The organism is Bacillus sp. LQ16 (assembly GCF_057784645.1).
The window spans coordinates 2050254-2069233 of record NZ_CM173491.1 but is presented as its reverse complement, the minus strand read 5'-3'; the positions used below and the strand labels follow the sequence as shown (position 1 = coordinate 2069233).

At 33.7% G+C, this 18980-nt stretch carries 21 protein-coding genes; 5 read left to right on the top strand and 16 right to left on the bottom strand.

The features are described 5' to 3' along the window. Nucleotides 1–65 precede the first annotated feature (65 nt). The 4 genes from brnQ4 to AC3EMB_RS10390 all read right to left on the bottom strand — a co-directional run bounded on the left by brnQ4 (nt 66) and on the right by AC3EMB_RS10390 (nt 3923). The gene (brnQ4, locus tag AC3EMB_RS10405) at nt 66–1403 is read right to left on the bottom strand and encodes a branched-chain amino acid transport system II carrier protein BrnQ4 (protein WP_396530541.1); all 1338 of its coding nucleotides are present in this window, start codon (nt 1401–1403) and stop codon (nt 66–68) included. Between the two features lie 455 nt (nt 1404–1858). Next, nucleotides 1859–2506 carry a cyclic di-AMP binding protein CbpA gene (gene cbpA / locus AC3EMB_RS10400; RefSeq protein ID WP_001220528.1) on the bottom strand — a complete coding sequence of 216 codons (648 nt, stop codon included), beginning with the start codon at nt 2504–2506 and terminating at the stop codon, nt 1859–1861. Nucleotides 2507–2682: 176 nt separating this feature from the next. Next, the gene (locus AC3EMB_RS10395) at nt 2683–3327 is read right to left on the bottom strand and encodes an HXXEE domain-containing protein (protein WP_003270331.1); all 645 of its coding nucleotides are present in this window, start codon (nt 3325–3327) and stop codon (nt 2683–2685) included. Between the two features lie 8 nt (nt 3328–3335). Continuing rightward, nucleotides 3336–3923, bottom strand: coding sequence for a TetR/AcrR family transcriptional regulator (locus AC3EMB_RS10390; RefSeq protein WP_053564684.1), 588 nt, complete (start codon nt 3921–3923; stop codon nt 3336–3338). A 346-nt stretch (nt 3924–4269) separates the two neighbouring features. Here AC3EMB_RS10390 and AC3EMB_RS10385 point away from each other — a divergent pair, with 346 nt between their 5' ends. From AC3EMB_RS10385 to AC3EMB_RS10375, 3 genes are all read left to right on the top strand, one after another. After that, nucleotides 4270–5139 (top strand): hypothetical protein, encoded by an 870-nt coding sequence (locus tag AC3EMB_RS10385; protein ID WP_000055272.1) that lies wholly within the window; start codon nt 4270–4272, stop codon nt 5137–5139. A 207-nt stretch (nt 5140–5346) separates the two neighbouring features. Further along, nucleotides 5347–6654 carry a hemolysin family protein gene (locus tag AC3EMB_RS10380; protein ID WP_488517671.1) on the top strand — a complete coding sequence of 436 codons (1308 nt, stop codon included), beginning with the start codon at nt 5347–5349 and terminating at the stop codon, nt 6652–6654. 1 nt (nt 6655) lies between these two features. Beyond that, a complete protein-coding gene (locus AC3EMB_RS10375; protein ID WP_053564685.1) occupies nt 6656–7138 on the top strand; it encodes a DUF456 domain-containing protein in 483 nt (160 codons plus the stop codon). A 24-nt stretch (nt 7139–7162) separates the two neighbouring features. On the opposite strand, the gene AC3EMB_RS10370 is transcribed toward AC3EMB_RS10375, so the two are convergent. From AC3EMB_RS10370 to cls, 4 genes are all read right to left on the bottom strand, one after another. Next, the gene (locus AC3EMB_RS10370) at nt 7163–7786 is read right to left on the bottom strand and encodes an NAD(P)-dependent oxidoreductase (protein ID WP_053564686.1); all 624 of its coding nucleotides are present in this window, start codon (nt 7784–7786) and stop codon (nt 7163–7165) included. Between the two features lie 101 nt (nt 7787–7887). After that, complete coding sequence (locus AC3EMB_RS10365; protein ID WP_001045960.1) at nt 7888–8067, bottom strand: hypothetical protein; 180 nt, start codon at nt 8065–8067, stop codon at nt 7888–7890. A gap of 225 nt (nt 8068–8292) precedes the next feature. Then, a complete protein-coding gene (locus AC3EMB_RS10360) occupies nt 8293–8751 on the bottom strand; it encodes a spore coat protein (protein ID WP_000340543.1) in 459 nt (152 codons plus the stop codon). A 31-nt stretch (nt 8752–8782) separates the two neighbouring features. Next, the gene (gene cls, locus AC3EMB_RS10355) at nt 8783–9967 is read right to left on the bottom strand and encodes a cardiolipin synthase (RefSeq protein ID WP_142947183.1); all 1185 of its coding nucleotides are present in this window, start codon (nt 9965–9967) and stop codon (nt 8783–8785) included. 160 nt (nt 9968–10127) lie between these two features. On the opposite strand from cls, the gene AC3EMB_RS10350 reads away from it, so the two are divergent. After that, the gene (locus AC3EMB_RS10350; RefSeq protein ID WP_000505094.1) at nt 10128–10214 is read left to right on the top strand and encodes a YjcZ family sporulation protein; all 87 of its coding nucleotides are present in this window, start codon (nt 10128–10130) and stop codon (nt 10212–10214) included. 126 nt (nt 10215–10340) lie between these two features. Here AC3EMB_RS10350 and AC3EMB_RS10345 read toward each other — a convergent pair whose 3' ends face one another. From AC3EMB_RS10345 to cotH, 8 genes are all read right to left on the bottom strand, one after another. Then, nucleotides 10341–10847, bottom strand: a complete 507-nt coding sequence (locus AC3EMB_RS10345; RefSeq protein WP_053564687.1) for an acyl-CoA thioesterase — start codon at nt 10845–10847, stop codon at nt 10341–10343. Nucleotides 10848–10966: 119 nt separating this feature from the next. Continuing rightward, the gene (locus AC3EMB_RS10340; RefSeq protein ID WP_000488059.1) at nt 10967–11836 is read right to left on the bottom strand and encodes a TIGR03943 family putative permease subunit; all 870 of its coding nucleotides are present in this window, start codon (nt 11834–11836) and stop codon (nt 10967–10969) included. Between the two features lie 3 nt (nt 11837–11839). Next, entirely contained in the window at nt 11840–12736 is an 897-nt protein-coding gene (locus AC3EMB_RS10335) for a permease (protein ID WP_000418716.1), read from the bottom strand. Between the two features lie 198 nt (nt 12737–12934). Next, the gene (locus AC3EMB_RS10330; RefSeq protein ID WP_000932389.1) at nt 12935–13876 is read right to left on the bottom strand and encodes a magnesium transporter CorA family protein; all 942 of its coding nucleotides are present in this window, start codon (nt 13874–13876) and stop codon (nt 12935–12937) included. 333 nt (nt 13877–14209) lie between these two features. Continuing rightward, on the bottom strand, nt 14210–15589 hold the full coding sequence (locus AC3EMB_RS10325) for a putative polysaccharide biosynthesis protein (RefSeq protein ID WP_000678842.1): 1380 nt from the start codon (nt 15587–15589) through the stop codon (nt 14210–14212). Between the two features lie 97 nt (nt 15590–15686). After that, on the bottom strand, nt 15687–16289 hold the full coding sequence (gene uptA, locus AC3EMB_RS10320) for an undecaprenyl phosphate transporter UptA (RefSeq protein WP_000880691.1): 603 nt from the start codon (nt 16287–16289) through the stop codon (nt 15687–15689). Nucleotides 16290–16393: 104 nt separating this feature from the next. Continuing rightward, entirely contained in the window at nt 16394–17011 is a 618-nt protein-coding gene (locus tag AC3EMB_RS10315) for an NUDIX hydrolase N-terminal domain-containing protein (RefSeq protein ID WP_000153584.1), read from the bottom strand. 104 nt (nt 17012–17115) lie between these two features. Beyond that, nucleotides 17116–18192 carry a spore coat protein CotH gene (cotH, locus tag AC3EMB_RS10310; protein ID WP_000937999.1) on the bottom strand — a complete coding sequence of 359 codons (1077 nt, stop codon included), beginning with the start codon at nt 18190–18192 and terminating at the stop codon, nt 17116–17118. Between the two features lie 181 nt (nt 18193–18373). Here cotH and exsB point away from each other — a divergent pair, with 181 nt between their 5' ends. Next, nucleotides 18374–18952 (top strand): exosporium protein ExsB, encoded by a 579-nt coding sequence (gene exsB / locus AC3EMB_RS10305; protein ID WP_053564689.1) that lies wholly within the window; start codon nt 18374–18376, stop codon nt 18950–18952. Nucleotides 18953–18980 lie beyond the last annotated feature (28 nt).

Sequence of the window (18980 nt, the reverse complement as noted above, 5' to 3'; positions counted from 1 at the left end):
TTATCATTCCCCCCAATTATTACTTAGACAAAATTCAAAAATCCCCTTCAAAAAAAGAAAGGTGCCTAAGCACCTTTCTTTTGTAATTCACTTGATTCATTTGATTTATAGAAGAAGAAACCGAGAATCCCGCCAATACATGATGGAATTAACCATCCGATTCCTTCGTTATATAACGGTAACATTTGTAGTACATTAGAAATCGCGTCAATTTTAATTTTCGCACTTTCTAAACCGTTAAAGAAACTAATTAACAATGCACCTAAAATAGCTCCAATATAAATTGTATTACGCTTCCCAATCCACTTATGGAAATACGAAAGTACGATTAATACAATTGCAACTGGATAAATGATCATTAACACAGGTAATGTTACTGCGATTAATTGTGTTAAACCTAGGTTAGATACAATTAAACTAAATACACATACCATTGTTACAATCGTTTTATGCGAAAGTTTTGGGAATAAGTTTGTAAAGAAACCCGCACACGCCGATGTTAACCCAACAGAAGTTGTTAAACAAGCGAGTATAATAACAAGTCCTAATAAAACTTTACCACTCGTCCCATATAGCTCATTTACAACATTCGTTAAAATAAGACCACCGTTTTCTGAGACACCAAGTGATGTACTTGTTGAACCAAGATAAGCAAGTGATAAATAGATTAACGTTAAACCAAGTACAGCAATAATACCTGATACGACTGTTATTTTTGCAATTTGGCTACTCTCTTTTATCCCTTTAGAGCGAATAACTTGTACAACGACAATTCCAAATACGAGAGCACTAATTGCATCCATCGTTAAATACCCTTGAATAAATCCACCAAAGAAAGCATTCTCTTGGTAAGCAGCTAACGGCGCAGCCGGCTCTCCAATTGGATCAATAATTGCCTTTCCGACAATAACAGCAACAATTAATACTAATAATGGAGTAAGAAACTTCCCAAACCAATCCACTAATTTAGATGGATTTAATGATAAATACCACGTTATTCCGAAGAAAACTATCGTGAAAAGAAATAGCATGTACCACTCTGAAACCATTGCCTCTGATAAAAACGGCTTCATACCCATTTCAAACGAAACAGCTCCAGTACGAGGAATCGCGAAAAATGGTCCAATTGCTAAATAACTAATCAATGGGAAAATAAACGCAAATATAGGGTGGACTCTAGAAGATAGCGCTTTCAAGTCCCCCTCTACAAACGCGACAGCTGTTACAGCTAGTAGGGGTAATCCGACTCCCGTTACAAGGAATCCTATTGTAGCAATCCAAACATTCTCTCCTGCTTGTTGACCTAAAACTGGCGGGAAAATTAAATTTCCTGCTCCTAAAAATAATGCAAATAGCATCAAACCAATTGCTACCGTATCACCTGGCCTTAAACGTCCCTTCATGCTCTTCATTTGCATAGCATTTTTTCATTGTTTATCTCTATATTTTACAATATGCTATGCATCCTCCTCTCTGCTCAAGATGATAAAATATGCCCCTTACAAAGCAGTGTCTTTCTCCATAATTTCTCCATTCCCCTTATTTTTACTCTAATCATTAATACAATTGTTATTTTTGAATTTTGAGTTTTTTGAATTTTTAAATCATTAGAGTGTTATTACGTGGAGTATAGTTGTCAGACCTCTTTGTTTTTATCACACATATAGTAACATATTTAGTTGCAAAATAAAAACATATTTTCAAATTGATTTTTTTGAAAATCGAAATTATCTACATTTTTTATTCTCTTACACAAATATTGTTATAATCTCACCTATTATCTTGTCGTTATTTTAAAATAACTTTACACACGTAACATAACAAAAGCCATCCAAGATAATTAGATGGCTTTTGTATGTTACTCTATCGTTTCAACTTCACGTGGATTTTTCATCTCTTCCACATATACAACTCTAAATCCGTGATCTTCTAAATCTTTCAATAATGTCTCTAATTCACCGTCGTTAAACTCTTCTCCTAATGTAAACATAATTCTACGAACTAATAAGGCATCATTATCAAAAGTCATCAAACTTTGAATACCAGTGTATTTCTTTAAAACTGTCGATAACTTTTGGATTGCTCCATTATAGTCTTGCGTTCCAATCATGACAGAGTATTTACTAGAGTGAACGCCCCATGCATCCTCTAATAACTCAAAAACTTTTTTATGCGTTAAAATTCCAAGGAAAACCCCTTTTTCGTCAACTACTGATAAATAAGGCAATTTTTTTATTGTAAAAAATACTTTAAAGAAAGAAGAATCTTCTCTCACAAATCCCTCTTTATCGTTTAATAATTGCATTACACTCTCGTCAAGTGATCCTTTATATTCTAAAATATCTACTTTATATATATTCCCTAAAAATTTCTCTTTTTTTTCATCTAAAACTGGTACACAACGATACCCCGTTTTATTTAAATGCTCTAACGCTTCCCCTATCGTAATCGAACTTGAGCACAGTAAAACTTCCCTTTTTGGCACGTAATTCCCTTTAATCCTCATAAAAAGCCTCCTTATGTTAAAATACTTTCTGTGCCATAACTATATTATATTTTCAGAAAAAAATAAATAATTTATTTTATTTTTCTGAAAATTATTCATTTTCTTGTCATAATTTATTCATGAATCCTTCACTTGCACTTTCTTCCGCATCCAAAACCCTCCCTCTGAATTCTGAATCACTTCAATGTATCATTGTACGGACCTAATTGTTTTTTAGAAAAGTAATAATTTGTCTCCTTACTTTTCATTAACATATTTCCTTTTATAATTAAAAAATAGGTAGCTATTAGAAAGTAGATCACCCCAAATAACCAATCCAAATTTGTAGCCAGATTGTGTAAAAGAATATACCTCATATATACATAACCAATTGGAACATGTAGTAATACAACCGCACCTAATCCCGGATTATATATTGTTTTAGCTTTTATATTCGCAAAAATACCATGCCATATGAATTGAAAAAATCCCATTAAAATAGGTGCCAACCCAAGCCATATTATATTTTGAAAGAAAACCGGGAGTAAATAAAAAACATACGCAATCAAAATATTTATTACCATAGCAGATTGCGTATTTAATGGATAGCGGTCTGGTATATCACTTTTAAATATAACTACATTAAACAGACCAGCAAAATAACCTGGCCAACGATACTCTTCAAATTGATGCACTAAAATGGCCACAAAACTTAACCCTAACAGTACTTTTATTTCACTCATTTCTCCCAAATTCGCGACTAAAGAAACAACGACAATAATAGCGACAACTAACCCTATATCACACCAATGCTTTCTAAAGAAACTAGCCACCTCTATCACCCACTATCTCAATTTTTATAAAAATAGCGTTCAAATAGGAAATCAATCTGTTTTTCTACAGATGGTACTTTTATATCTGCCCCTGATTCGAGAATTGGCATCATTAATGTGGGAAGAAAAATGGATCCAAATATTTGCACCGTCATCATCATTAAAATTTCCCGATCCGTTTCATTTGTTATCTCGCTCAAAATATTCTTCACTTTACTGAAACCTAGCCTCTTCAAAAAATCCCCATATTCGTATTGAGATGTAAATACCGTAGTTCCCATTGCAATAATCTTCCTAACTAACTCCGGATATTGCCGAATTACTAGTACATAATCCAATAAAAATATTTTTAATCTTTCTTTTGCTGGCACTGTAATATTATCTAAAATAGAATAAGTGCCTTGAAAGCTAATTAATAAAACTCTAATCGTCTCACTAATTAACTTTTCTTTTGAACCAAAATGGTAATTTACTAGCGCTATATTTACATCTGACAATGCTGCAATTTTTCTTATCGTTACCTTTTCAAAACCTTCTTTTTTAATTAATTCCAATGTTGTATTTAAAATCTTTTCTTTCGTTGATACGTTTTCATTCCCCCCCAATTCATCTCCCCCTCTAGAATGTATCAGTTAAACAACGATTTAAACATCGTTTAATTTTATGGTATCACTTTCCAATTTTAAAAATCTATTTAATCCTTTCGACATTTCCCTACATTCTCTTCATTCCACACAAAAAGCGTGAAAATGCAAAACTGTTCACGCTTTTTGTATTTGTACTGTTACATACCAGTTTCTGCTTTATATTCCACACATAAAATAGATTTCTAAATACAATTTAAAATTATCCATATGCCCATACATGAAGAAAAATATATTGTAACTTGCTCCAAAAACGGCTAAAATAAGAATAAGAATTTTCTGAATATTCAAAGAGTAGGTGGTTTATATGTCCTTATTACGCTCACATATATGTAAATTTATAATTGGTGTTATTGTTATTTTTGCCATAAGTCCTATTCCAGCTCTTTTTATTACACACAATTACTCTTATCAAAATGGATTTATTAGCATTTTTCAAAACTTCGCACAGCTTTCTTCTATATCAATTCCAAAGGTTGATTGGATGCATGAATCTATCTTTTTCTCAGCAAATCAAATGATACATACTTCTAATCATTCAACACCATTATTCCCTTACATATGGGAAATATATTTTATATCGATTGTTCGTTTTACTTTTACCCTTGCGATCGGATTTTTCATAAGTTTGGGTATCGGCCATTTATTTTTCAAAGTACCTAACTCGTTTAAAAAGTTTACTACTGTATTGAATTGGATACCTTACTCTTTTTGCACTGTAGTATTACAATGTTCAGTCTTATTACTACTTCTATACGTCGCACAATTTATAAACCTTCCTTACTACTCATCTTTTATCATCGTATGTAGTACTTCCATGATTATCGTTATGCAAGCAGTAAAAAAATGGATTCCTTTCTTGAAAAACACAAATGAATATGAAATAAAACATGATTCTTTTCTTGTGGATACATTGTTTTTGGCGCTTACTTCGAACCATAAATCAATTTTAGGTTCCATCATTCTTTCATTCGTTTTTATGGAATGCGTTTTTCATGCAAGTGGACTGTTACAATTTATCGTTCAATTTGGCGGAAATTCACCCATAATTGTTACAATCGGCTTATTACTACTCTATATCCCATATAGCATACTTTCTTTCCTTCAAACACTATGGACCACAAACTACTCCAAGCAACAGTCATACACTTTAACGAGAAGTGTTCCAAAACCTTAATTGAAATAACCCTCTATAATCTAAAAGTAGGGGGTTATTCCTTTTGTATAGCGGACAAAATAACAGCAAATTCAAAAACTATTACAGAAACATACCAATATTTGCCCTTTTCCTTTGACTATTCTTTTCATTTGGATTTATTATAAAAGTATAACATAATTGCAGGAGGTGACATCTTTATTCCAAACATTGGAATGGAGAACACACTTGGACATATTAAATATTTTTCTCATCTTTGTACTTATTCTTATTTCTGGCTTTTTCGTTGCATCAGAATTCGCTGTTGTAAAAGTACGAAAAAGTCGAATTGACCAACTTGCAAATGAAGGTAATAAACAAGCTTTAGCTGCAAGAAGCGTCCTATCTAATTTAGATGTTTATTTATCAGCTTGTCAGCTCGGGATTACGATCACTTCTTTAGGGCTTGGTTGGCTTGGTGAACCGACTGTGGAACATATACTACGACCGCTCTTTGAAAAAATTAATATTACTGGAACAATGGCTAACACTTTATCTTTTGTTATTACTTTTAGTGTTATTACATTTTTCCACGTTGTATTAGGTGAGTTAGTTCCAAAGTCTTTCGCAATTCAAAAAGCAGAAGCAATCACACTCAAATTTGCAAGACCTCTTATTTTATTTGATAAAATTATGTATCCATTTATTTGGTTACTCAATAGTGCAGCTATATTTTTCACAAAACTACTCGGATTAGAACCTGCCAAAGAAAATGAACTTGCTCATTCTGAAGAGGAATTGCGACTCATTTTAGGTGAAAGTTTTAAAAGCGGTGAAATAAACCAAACCGAATATAAATATGTAAATAACATTTTTGAATTTGATGATCGAGTTGCGAAAGAAATAATGGTTCCTCGTACCGAAATGATTTGCTTATCTACTGAAAATACGTTAGAAGAAAATATGGATATCGTCGCAACTGAAAAATATACACGCTATCCAATCATTGAAAAAGATAAAGATGATATCATCGGGATGATTAATACGAAAGAAGTATTCCATGATCAAACGAAAGGTATTTATAAACCACTTGAATCTTATATACATCCTGTTTTAACAGTATTTGAAACAGTTCCAATTCGTAAAACGTTAGTCCATCTTCAAAAAAATCGCGTTCAGATGGCAATCGTTATGGATGAATATGGTGGCACTGCCGGACTTTTAACGATGGAAGATATTCTTGAAGAAATCATTGGAGAAATTCAAGATGAATTCGATGCGGATGAATCACCTATGATTGAAAAGCGTACACCTAAGCTTACTGTTTTAGATGGAAAGGTGCTCATTTCTGAAGTAAATGATATGTTTGGCCTACATATTGATGATAGTGATTTAGATACAATTGGAGGATGGCTTCTCTCTCAAGCAGTTGACTTAAATATTGAAGCTGGTTATTCCATTGAATATGCTGGTTTTCAATTTAAAGTATTAGAACTTGATGGACATCAAGTCAAAAAAGTTGCTGTACATAAACTAGATATTAAAAAGGAGCTATAAAGTGACTGTTTTATTAACAATTTGTATCATTGCCTGTTTCCTTGTTTCATTTCTCGCCTTTATTTATCCCATTATCCCTGGCATATTTGCTGTCTGGGCTGGATATTTAATTTACCATTTCGGTATAAATGGAGGAGAATTAACAACTTCTTTTTGGATTATTCAAGTCATTTTCACTCTTTTCATTTTCGTTGCTGATTTTATTGCAAATGGATATTTCTTAAAAAAATACGGTAGTTCTAAATGGGGCGAACGTGTCGGAATGATTTCTATCATTGTCGGATCGTTCTTCTTCCCACCATTCGGACTTATTATCATACCGTTTTTATCAGTATTTATAACAGAACTAGTGCATAAAAAAGCGCCAAAAGATGCCTTTCTAGTTGGAGTCGCTACTGTAGTTGGTTTTTTAAGCAGTACAGTAGCGAAAGCAATTCTCCAAATCATTATGATTGTCATCTTCTTGTGTTATATCATATTTTAACCATCCCGACTTCGGGATGGTTTTTTAATATGCAATACCTACTCGACTATTTTCATATATGTTTTTCTTACATAGATCCCATGCAAAGTGTGCTGTATCACCCACTGTAATTTTTGATCCACCTTCTGGCAATATATCTTTTTCAGTTCGATATACCTCTGTCGCCTCACCGTCTATTAAATGTGTCGGACAAACAACTGTCCAACATAAATTATTACTATTACTTAGTACCTTATATGCAGCCAAATGATCTTCTGCTGCTGTTGTCGTTTTCCTTTTTGATTCCGTTGATTGAAAACGATATAAATTTAGATCCGTTCTTGCTTGTAAAATACCAGCCGTTCCTATTGTTATGATCTTATGAACCCCTTCTTCTTCCATTTGCTTAATAATTTGCGGCATACTCTTCGCTAATGTTCCATTTTGATCCGTTCCAAGTGCACTAATTACTATATCGCTTCCTTCTATCGCTTTTTTTATATCATTTTCGTTCAATACATTACCTTCTATCACTCGTAACCTTTCATGTTGTATTTCTATTCTATTAAAATCACGCGCTAATGCAGTCACTTCAGCTGAATCCTTTAATGCTAAATTAATTATGTTTGAACCTACTCGTCCTGTTGCTCCCAATATACATACTTTCATTTGTTTTCCCCCTCTTTCATTCTCTTTCTATTTTTCAATAATATCAATCAATTTACAACAAAAAAGCTTCCTCATATATGAGAGGAAGCTTTATTATTACTTTATTTTTTCTCTTTAGAATCAGTAGACTTCTCGGTTCCGCTTGTTTCTTTATCCTTTTTATCCTCTTGTTGTGTTGTTGTGTCGTCTTCTTTCTTCTTGTCTTCACCTTTACTACAACCTACCATTAATAAAGAACTTGCAAGTGCCATAGCAGTTAATGATTTAACCCATTTGTTCATTTGCGTTTCCTCCCTGTGATAGAATATGTACAACCTCATATTACTCTCTATTTTTAAAGGAGAGATTGAAAAACAGTAAATATACGGTAAATTTTTGTAAATCTTCTGATAACAAAAACTAATTTAAATTTACATATTTCATTTCCAATCGATACACAATAAAACTAATTTTTTCTCTAAATGGACATAAAAAAACTAAGGCGCATACCATTCCGCCTTAGTTTCTCATGCAAACTTTTCATTTTCATATAGATGTGTAATCTTATATTCCTTCTTCATAACATATTGCCACACACTATAAGCGTAACGGTTCATTTTCAGGAAACAATTTTCCAAAAATGAGCGGAACTCCGGATTAGCAACTTCCACTGCAACTTGAGCAAACTTTAGAGCTAATCGTTTTAAGTGCGCAATATAACATGTTGCAATATGAATATCCCCTGTATATTTACTAACTGTTTCCTTTTCCATTTCATGCAAACCAAACTCCGTTGTTTCACAGGTTATATGTTGCACATTCTCTCCTTCTTGAAAATTTACTTGTTCATTATATGCTTGTAACATATATGGTAAATGGTGCTGTAATAGATTTTTTAATTCTTCGTCTCTGACCTTTCCAGCATACTCTCCAACCTTGTATATTAGCATATAACTATATCTCATTAACTCTTTCATACAATCCATGAAAGTGCCTCCCTTCTCTAGGGTCTATATGTTATAAATATGATGCTAAAACATTTGCTATTCTTGCTAAAAACCAATCCCATCTACTAATTTTCTCAAAATCTTCTTCAGAAAATCGTTTTGATTTATGAAAGTCTACCTTTAATCGACTCCATACTTCATCAACAACTGTTTTATCATATATGATACAGTTAGACTCACAATTTAAATAAAAACTTCTATTATCAAAATTCGCTGTCCCAATATCAACAATTTCTCCATCAATGATTGTTACTTTCCCATGAAAAAATCCATTTCGATATTGATAAATCTCCGCTCCAGCATGTAACATATCTTTCAAATATGGATAGGCAGCTTGTTTTAACAATATGGCATCACTTTTAAATGGCACGAGAATTTTCACATTAACACCACGATTTAATGCAGCTTTTAACTCTTTCACCATTTCTTTACTTGGTACAAAATATGGTGTAGCGATAATTAAAGACTTTTTAGCCTTTTTTAAAAGTGCCCCATACTTTTCCCATAAGCCTTTTCCATTTGAAAATAAATATTGATATTTTACATTCCCTAATGTCGGTATACTTTCATGTATAGGCATTTTTTCTCCTGTATCTTCTTTCCAATCTTCGGCGAACTTTCTTTCCATATCCGCTGCACCCTCACCATGGATGCGCATGTGATAATCACGCCATGGCCCAAACTTCGGATCTTGTCCAAGGTACTCCTTTCCGATATTAAAACCACCGACGTATGATACCTTTCCATCTATCGTAACAATACGTCTATGATTTCGTTGATGCAAAGAATAGAAAACATTTTTCAGTTTCGGTTTTTTACTAAATGTAAACTTCACACCGTTTTCCTTTAATCGGCTAATTACCTTTTTCTTCAGCTTATATCCACCTATCCGATCGACTGACAATTTCACTTCTACTCCACTAGATGCTTTTTTCTCTAATAACTGTAAAAACTCTTCGCTTATTTCATCTTTTCCTACAATATAAAAATGGATATATATATACTTTTCTGCTTCGTTTATATCCTCAAATAATTTTCTATATAACTCTTCACCGTTCGTATATAGTTGAAATTCACCTAATCGAACTTGTCCTAATTCATATTCACTAGCCATTTCCTTCCCCATTTCCACATCGATGTTCATCCAAATGAATACACCTATTAAACAAAGGATTATAGCGAAAAAGTGCTTCATGGATAAATTCCTTTCTCCACTTACTGTTATTTCTATATCTTCCCTTTTTTATTACATTATCATTCAAGAAAATATGTCATTGCATGATATATGTCCATATCAAACAATAGCTCATTTGCATATTGTATGTTGTATCTTAAAATAAAAGGAGGAAATAACAATGGGCTTCGCACATGGTAATGGATTTGCGCTATTAGTCGTATTATTTATCCTCTTAATCATCGTCGGTGCTGCTTGCTTCTGCTAAGTAGCTACTGTCATATGATATGTGGATGAAAAAACTATAAAAGCGGACACCTATTTTTAGGTGTCCGCTTTTCATTTTAAAACCATTTCCGCCTGCTATTGTAACTTAAATGGCTAAACATTTATCTCAAAAGGTTAACAATGTAGCTACTTTCTTACTCTCTGCCTTACGTATATGACGCTGCTCTGCACGTAACACTGCAATACGATGTAATTCTTTCTCTTCTTCTGTTTCAGGGATAACACGCGGTACTGGAACTGGATTATTTCCCTTACTAAGTGCAACAAAAGTAACGAATGACGTTGCCGCTATACGCTTCTCACCTGAAATTAAATCTTCAGCCACTACCTTCACAAACACTTCCATCGAAGTTCTTCCCGTCCAAATTACGAAAGATTCATAACTAACACAATCTGAAGAACGAACAGGATGTAAGAAATCAACCCAGTCCATAGATGCTGTGACACATTCCTTTCTCGAATGTCTGGATGCTGAAATAGAAGCAACCATATCCATCTCCGCTAATATCTTCCCACCAAATAGCGTGTTATGATCATTTAAATCTGTTGGGAATACCCGGCTCGTTTTGAACACCCTTGACTCATTGGCTGTTTTCCCCTTTACTTCTGTCATTGTTATCACCCCTTTAATGATCTATCCCTAATATTTCAATAATCCCTATACCAAATGAACTACACGTTTAATATTAGCAACATTCAGAACTTTTAGTCCACAAAAAAGAACCGATTTTATCAATCGGCTCCTCTAAATACATATTGTTCTTTCGGCTGTTCAACTTTATTCCATTTTGTTACTTCTAATACAGGAATATTCGCATGAAACGGCTGATAAAACTCAGTAGTTATCTCTCCTTCTACTTGAATCCAGTCATCATTATTCCACTCTACGCCTTCTGGTTTTTTCACTAACATACCATATACACCAGAATCCGCTACACAGTGTATAATACCGAAACGGAATAAGAAATATTGTTCTTTTTTAGAAGAATCATCTCTAAAAACAAACCCTTTAAAAGATAATTTTTTCCCAGTAAACTCGCCAGGATAATTATAAATTGTTTCCATACCCTTTAGGAAGTCTTCATCTTTCAAATTAATATTGTCTTTCGTAACAAACTCTTTCTTCCCTTTTTCCATTACACCGCGGTATCCTTCTTTCCCGTAATAAATGCTCGTATCAGGTCTTAGAAATTGTCTTGTCATAAATGGATCCTTACTTTCTGCTTGTGCAACAGGAAAATGAAATCCTTTCGCCTTAACAATATCTGAATCTAACGTTGCAATCGGGAAAAATAAGCCTGAGATAATTGGAAAACAAAACAAGGAGTACGAAAATGCTTTTTTCCACCATGTATTCTCATCTTTTGAATGATCATGTCCGCAATGGCTATGGTCACAACTGCAATCATTTTTCTCTTTTTCCTTTTGGTGCTCTTTTTGGAAAACGACGATAATTTGTACAATCGTTAAGAAACCTAAAATAATTGCTGCTGTTGTTGATAAATAGGCATACTTCATATTGATATACTTCGTAATGTTACCGGAAATATGAAGCTGCGCAATTAATATTGTAAAACCTAATAATATATATGCTCGAAACATAACCTACCACCCCATCGCATAAATGAGTAGTGAGCTTGCATAAACAACAAGAGTAACTGTAACTATAACAACAATTACAAATTTAGTTTTAAATGTCGCAAGCATCATAAACATATTTTTAATATCCACCATCGGTCCGTAAACGAGGAACGCGACAAGTGAAGCTGTTGAAAACGTACTTTGGAACGAAGAAGCGATAAATGCATCTGCCTCTGAACAAAGTGATAATATATAAGCAAGTCCCATCATAACAGCTGATGAAGAAAACGGACCTTGTCCAATAGCAAGAAGTGTTGAAGTTTGTACAAACGTTTGTACCGCTGCTGCAATTAACGCACCTAGTACTAAATATTTTCCCATTGAGAAGAATTCCTCAACAGCGTGTGTACATACATCCCACATTTTTTTACGCAGTGGACGCTTATTATTCACTTCTGGGAAGTGATCATCTCTTAATTGATGTTCTTTAAACATAAAGGATAATATAATTCCAACGATAATGGCTACGATAATCGCTACAATAGAACGATACCATACCATGTGCATACTACTCCCAAAGGCAACGTATGTTGCAAATAAAACAACTGGATTAATAATTGGACCAGTTAACATAAATGCAATCCCTGCGTATGGTGGAACGCCTTTTCCGATTAATCGTCTTACAATCGGAACAATTCCACATTCACAACCTGGAAACAACATGCCTAAAAAAGTAGCTAATAAAACAGACAGAAATCGGTTCTTCGGCATCCATTTAGCCACCATATCTTCTGTCACGAACATTTGAATGAATCCTGAAATAAATACACCAATTAGCACAAACGGAAGTGCTTCGATCAATATGGAGATAAAAATTGTATTCATTTGCAGGAATGCTTTCGGTAATTGAAACAATTCCATGATGTATTTCCTCCAACTTTTCATTAACAATATGTAATTTTAACCCCATTTCGTTAATTGGACAAGGTTTATATGGCATACATACCCTTTATATACATTACATTGTACAAGTTATATTCTATTCAAAATTTGAGATTTCATAGCAAAAAAGCTGCTCTAGCGTAGTTATATAACTATGCTAGAGCAGCTTTCTTATCGTTAAAAGTAACGTTTCTTCCAAAAAACAAAAGCTAACGTGAAAGATAGTGTTACACATATGATGAGTACAATTACAAAACCGTGGGCTTCCCCTTCAAACGGAACCTTTACGTTCATTCCAAAGAAACTAGAAACCATCGTCGGTAAAGATAAAATGATCGTAATTGACGTTAACAGTTTCATAACACTATTTAAATTATTTGATATAACGGAGCTAAAAGTATTCATCATTCCACTTAAAATGTGACTATATATTTCCGCCATTTCAATAGCCTGTTTATTTTCAATTAATACATCTTCTAATAAATCTTGATCATCTTCATACATTTTTAAAAATGTACTATTACGCATTAACTTTTGAATTACAATTTTATTAGCCTTTAATGACGTTGTAAAGTATACTAAACTTTTCTCAAGGCCTAATAATGTGAAAATCTCTTTATTTTTCATTGACTGATTTAATTGATGCTCTAAATCAATTGTTTTTCGATTTATTTGCTTTAAGTATCTTAAATAATAAGTAGAAATCGTATATAAGAGCTGAAGTGCAAAGCGCGTCTTTTTAAACGTATAAAATTCTTTAATACGTTGATTAATAAAACGTTCAAAAATTGGATTCTCTTCTAAGCAGATTGTAACAAAACAATCCGGCATCACAATCATACCTATTGGAATCGTGTCATAAATCGAATTTCCTTCTTCGTCATGTCTAACTGTCGGAATATCCACGATAATTAAAGTATTATTGTCTTCCTTTTCAATACGAGAGCGTTCTTCATCATCCAAAGGGTCTTTAATGAAATCTAAGTCTACATTTAAAGTTTGTACTAGATATTGAATTTCTTCTTCTGTTGGATGAAGTACATTAATCCAGCACCCCTTTTGCATTTCCTCAATCTCTTGTAGTTTTCCGTTTCGGTCTGTTAAATATATATTTAACATACTATCACCCCGATTCTTTTTACATGTAGGAATCTACCTCTCTTAAATCACAGTTTTTAAACCGCCATTCTCAGCATATGAAACATACGTTTAAATTTCAATAGAAAAATTATTTTGAAAACGTTTTTATAGGAAAAATATTATAAAGTGAAACTTTAATCAGTGGGTGGCTTCATCCCCCACTGATTATTAGCCCTCACAAATCGGGCTTTTACGGGCTACCCGCCCCCAACCAAACTTCTTTTCTTTCACTGAATTTTGAGGTGAGGGTCTCACTGCCCGTTAAAGCGGGATAAACATAGAAAAAGACAGAGTGCTCTCTGCCTTAAAAGCTTATGTTGCCTTTATAACATATTTAGAAAGCATCCACAAGTTAAACCCGACTGAAATCGTATAGCCAGCGTATGTTGAAATGATAAAACTTACATAATCGAAATACGGAAGCAATACAATATTTAAAACTATCTTCACAATAATGCCAATCACTAGTCCTAGCACCGTCTTCTGCTGTTGATTGATTCCTTGTAGCATAGCAGCCGTTACTGTAAAAAGAGAAAATAATATGCAAGCAGGAGCATAATACTGTAAAATGATTCTCCCCATCTCTGGATCATTTCCAGCACCGAATAAAAGAGTATATACAGGCTTGGCTAACACCATCATTCCAATTGCCGCCGGTACCGTAATCGCTACTACTAATACATTTGTTCTCGTAAAATGTTTGTACAATAGCTTCGTATTTCCTGCTGTGTAAGCTTTCGTCATCTCTGGTACAAGAGACATACTAAAAGCTGTCGCAACGGATACCGGGATGAGCACAACCATTTGAACAAGACCAATTATCGCATTAATTTTTTCCGCTTCTCCTTGCATATACCCTATTTGTATAAGTAGTTTATTAATTGTAAATGTATCAATCGTCTGATACAACGGAATTGCTAAGCCCACCACAACAAAAGGAATAGAATATGTAAAGAGCTCCTTATAAAGCGAGAAAAAAGATTTCGTTGTTTGTGGTATACTTGCCATTTCTTTTTTCTTTAAGTGCCTTCTCCTTCTCATATAATACGCACTTAAAACAGTTAATCCACCTACCGCTCCCATAAAGGCACCAAATGTTGAAATACCAACTGCTAGCGAGACAGATGCTTTTAAAATATATAAAACGACAAAGCTTCCTATTAAAATGGTTAAAACCCGAAAAAATTGCTCTACAACGACACTTAATGCAGAAGGCCCCATCGATTGGAATCCTTGAAAGAAGCCCCTTAATAAACTCATTACTGGCACAAGTATTAACGCAAAACTTACAATTCGAATATTAGTAGTAACCGCTCCTACACTATTCCCCGTTTGATCATTCCCATCGATGACAAGCTTAGCTAAATGCGGAGCTAGCATATATAACGTAAAACACGAAATGACTCCCATTATAAACATAAACACGATTCCACTTTTCAACACTCTCTTAACCGTATGATAATCATTCAGTTGATCATATTTTGATACCATTTTTGAAACTGCAAGTGGTAATCCCATTGTCGCAATGCTGAGCATAATGGTATAGGGACGATATGCATATGTGTATAAAACATACCCACTCGTACCGACCATTGCTGTAAATGGTATAACATATATAAATCCTAACATTTTTGATATCATCGTTGCCATCGTTAAAAATATCGTTCCACGTATAAACGGTGACCCTTTCATCACATTCCTCCGCTACGCTTTATTATTACACATTATGGACAACTCCTTTTTTTTAGAACCGGAAACAAATAAAAAAGCCAATGAAAAATCATTGACTTTAACGCGCAGCTTTTTTCTTTTTGAAATACTTTAAACCAAAGTATAGAGCAATAAAAAGAACAGCTCCTATAATTATGTAATGTGTGTAATCAGATGCATACTCTTTAATTTGTCGCCAATTCCCACCAAGTTTTTCACCTAAGTATATAAATAGAATTGACCACGGAATGATCGCTACAACCGTATAAAGTGTAAATAGTTTTAATGGCATCTTAGCTAGTCCTGCTGGAATAGAGATCGCATGACGTACTACTGGTATAAAGCGCGCAGAAAATATTACGCCTGCTCCATAACGTTTAAACCAACCTTCTGCTATGTCTAAATGATGTTTATTAATAAGTAGATATTTCCCGTATTTCTCTACAACCGGACGCCCTCCGTAGTATCCAAGCCAGTATAAAAAGATTTGTGCTAAAGTACCACCAATCGTTCCGGCGATAACTGCACCAACAAAACTAATTTTACCATTCGCTACTAAAAAGCCAGCATACGAAAGTACAATTTCACTTGGGATTACTTCAATCATTAAAGCAAGAGCTACTCCAAAGTAACCTAAGCTTGCAAAAAATTGCAATAACTGATCTATTATGTTTGCTAACATGTTCTTTTTTATCTCCTTTTTTCTTCACATACCATCCCATTATTACATAAAGGCTGCAATCTGCCAATATCTTCATTTTAACAATATGGACAATTCAAGCAGGATTAATCTATTAATTTCTCTTTCTGCGGGTCTTTCATGTAGGCAAACATCTCTTTAATTTGGTCTTCTGTATTTCTAGCAATTGATAAATTAGGCAATTCATTTTCACCAAAAAACTCCACCTCTTCTGTTTCAATACTAGTTTTCTTTTCTCCACCAATAATCTCGCATCCAATGAAAATCTTATATACATGCGTCGCCGATGGAGATGGTTGATGTTTTTCTTTATCAAATATAGCTAGTAACTTAAAATGATCTACCTCATAACCAGTCTCTTCGAAAACTTCTTTTGCTGCAACTTCGGTTGGCGTATAACCGACATCAGCCCATCCACCTGGCAATGCCCATTTCCCATCGCTTTTTTCTTTCACAAATAATAACTTTTCATTTTGAAAAACAACCGCTCTTATATCAACTTTAGGTGTTTGATAGCCTGTCTCACTTGCAAATAATTTCTCTACGACTTCCCAATCTGTTTTCGTGTAATGTGACATCATTGAAATAGAAATATCTCGTAATTGCTGGAAACGCTCAATATCATATACATCCTTAGAATACGTTAAACCCGCTTGAGCTATAGATTGTATTTGTTTTACCCAATCAATCCATTTAATCGTCATATATCCGCATCCCCATTCTCTATCAAATATATTACTTCATTTTTATTGATACATCTTTATTATACAAAAAAAAGAGATTGATAACGTTTCAATCTCTTTCAAAATTAATCCAATTCATGTAAGTGGTCTTGTATATACTTTCTTCTCTTATTTATATATTCATAAATCATATCAGCCTCTTGATCAAATGTTTCTAATTTTTCTTTCATGTATGGATCTTGTAGTAAATATGGACGAATCAATTCACACAACCCTTCTACTTTCGGCCTCATAAACGAAACTGTAAATTGATCTTCTAATATTTCTTCTAAAATACTTCGATACTGCTTTCTAAATACAGGTATGTCTAGCAATCTTGCACTTAACGTATTATACCCTTGAATGCGAATATATTCATGATTAAGTGGTCTTCCTTGTACATCTCGCCCCCAAGTCGCATCATAATCCCACGGTATAACTTCAAATAAATTTGTTTCATCGTTATGATATAGTGCGTAGTTATGAACGAAACCATCAAAGTTTTGTGTAAAAATAACTCCTGCTAACCATCTTAAATATTTATCGACATGTAGAAACTTCCCAATCTCTTTTTCATAGGCTTCCCTCGTCAAAGTATTCGCTTGAAATACAAATTCACTCAGTTGTTCTTCACTATTTTTATTCGAATATTTAAATTCATAACCCGCAAAGAGCTCTGTCTTAACATCTTTATCTCGTTCACTCATTAATGAAAAATTCGCATCATCATCTATCGCATAATAAATAGAACCACTCGGTAATCCTCTATTTTTCAAAAAATTTTCATCAACCGATTCTAACTGTAAATACACACCTTGAATTTGACCATTAATTTTTATAAATACATGTTGTGATTTTGGCGAAAGTACACCAATATCATGAAAAAAATCTAAAGATAATTTATTTCGTATGAGAGACGGATCCATAAACTCCGAATTTAAATGAAACTCTTTCGCACCTTGAAATTTTTTAGGCTTATAAAACATAACATGATAAGACTTTTTCTCAAATTCGCGAATATGAGCCCCACGGTATACGATATCAATGTCATACTTCTTTTTTCCATAAGTTAATTTTGCTGGCACTGGACTATCTGACCAAATGTCCTTTTTCAATTCCACTAAGTACATTGGATGAACAAAAAAATCATATGAAGGCAGCATGTTTTCTCATCCCTTCTCAGTTCTCTTCATTCAATGTATGCGCCTTGTCTTGTCCATACATCCGCAATCATCTATTTATATAAAATTACACTCTTGTCCTGTTCAGAAAGATGCCTACATACATATCATGTTAAGGAAAAAGAATACCTTTTCACTTTAATACATGATAAGGAGGATTTCTATGAAACGTGATATTAGAAAAGCTGTCGAAGAAATCAAAAGTGCTGGGATGGAGGATTTCTTACACCAAGATCCAAGTACTTTTGAATGCGATGATGATAAATTCACTCATCATCATTGTACAACTGGATGTAAATGTACAACTGGGGGTAAATGTCCAAGAACAAGATGTACTCGCGTGAAACATTGTACGTTCGTTACAAAATGTACACATGTAAAAAAATGGACATTCGTTACGAAATGTACTCGTGTACGTGTTCAAAAATGGACGTTCGTTACGAAAGTAACGCGTAGAAAAGAATGCGTTTTAGTTACAAAACGTACTCGCAGAAAACATTGCACTTTCGTTACAAAATGCATACGCTTTGAAAAGAAATTTTTCTGGACAAAACGAAGTTTCTGTAAAAAATGCGAATTCTTCCCTAACAGACACGGTCACTCTTGCGATGATTCATGTGATCATGGTAAAGACTGTCACGATAGCGGACACAAATGGAATGATTGCAAAGGCGGACATAAATTCCCATCTTGCAAAAATAAGAAATTCGATCACTTCTGGTATAAAAAACGTAATTGCTAGGTTTTATACCACCAAAAAGGGCCGCTTT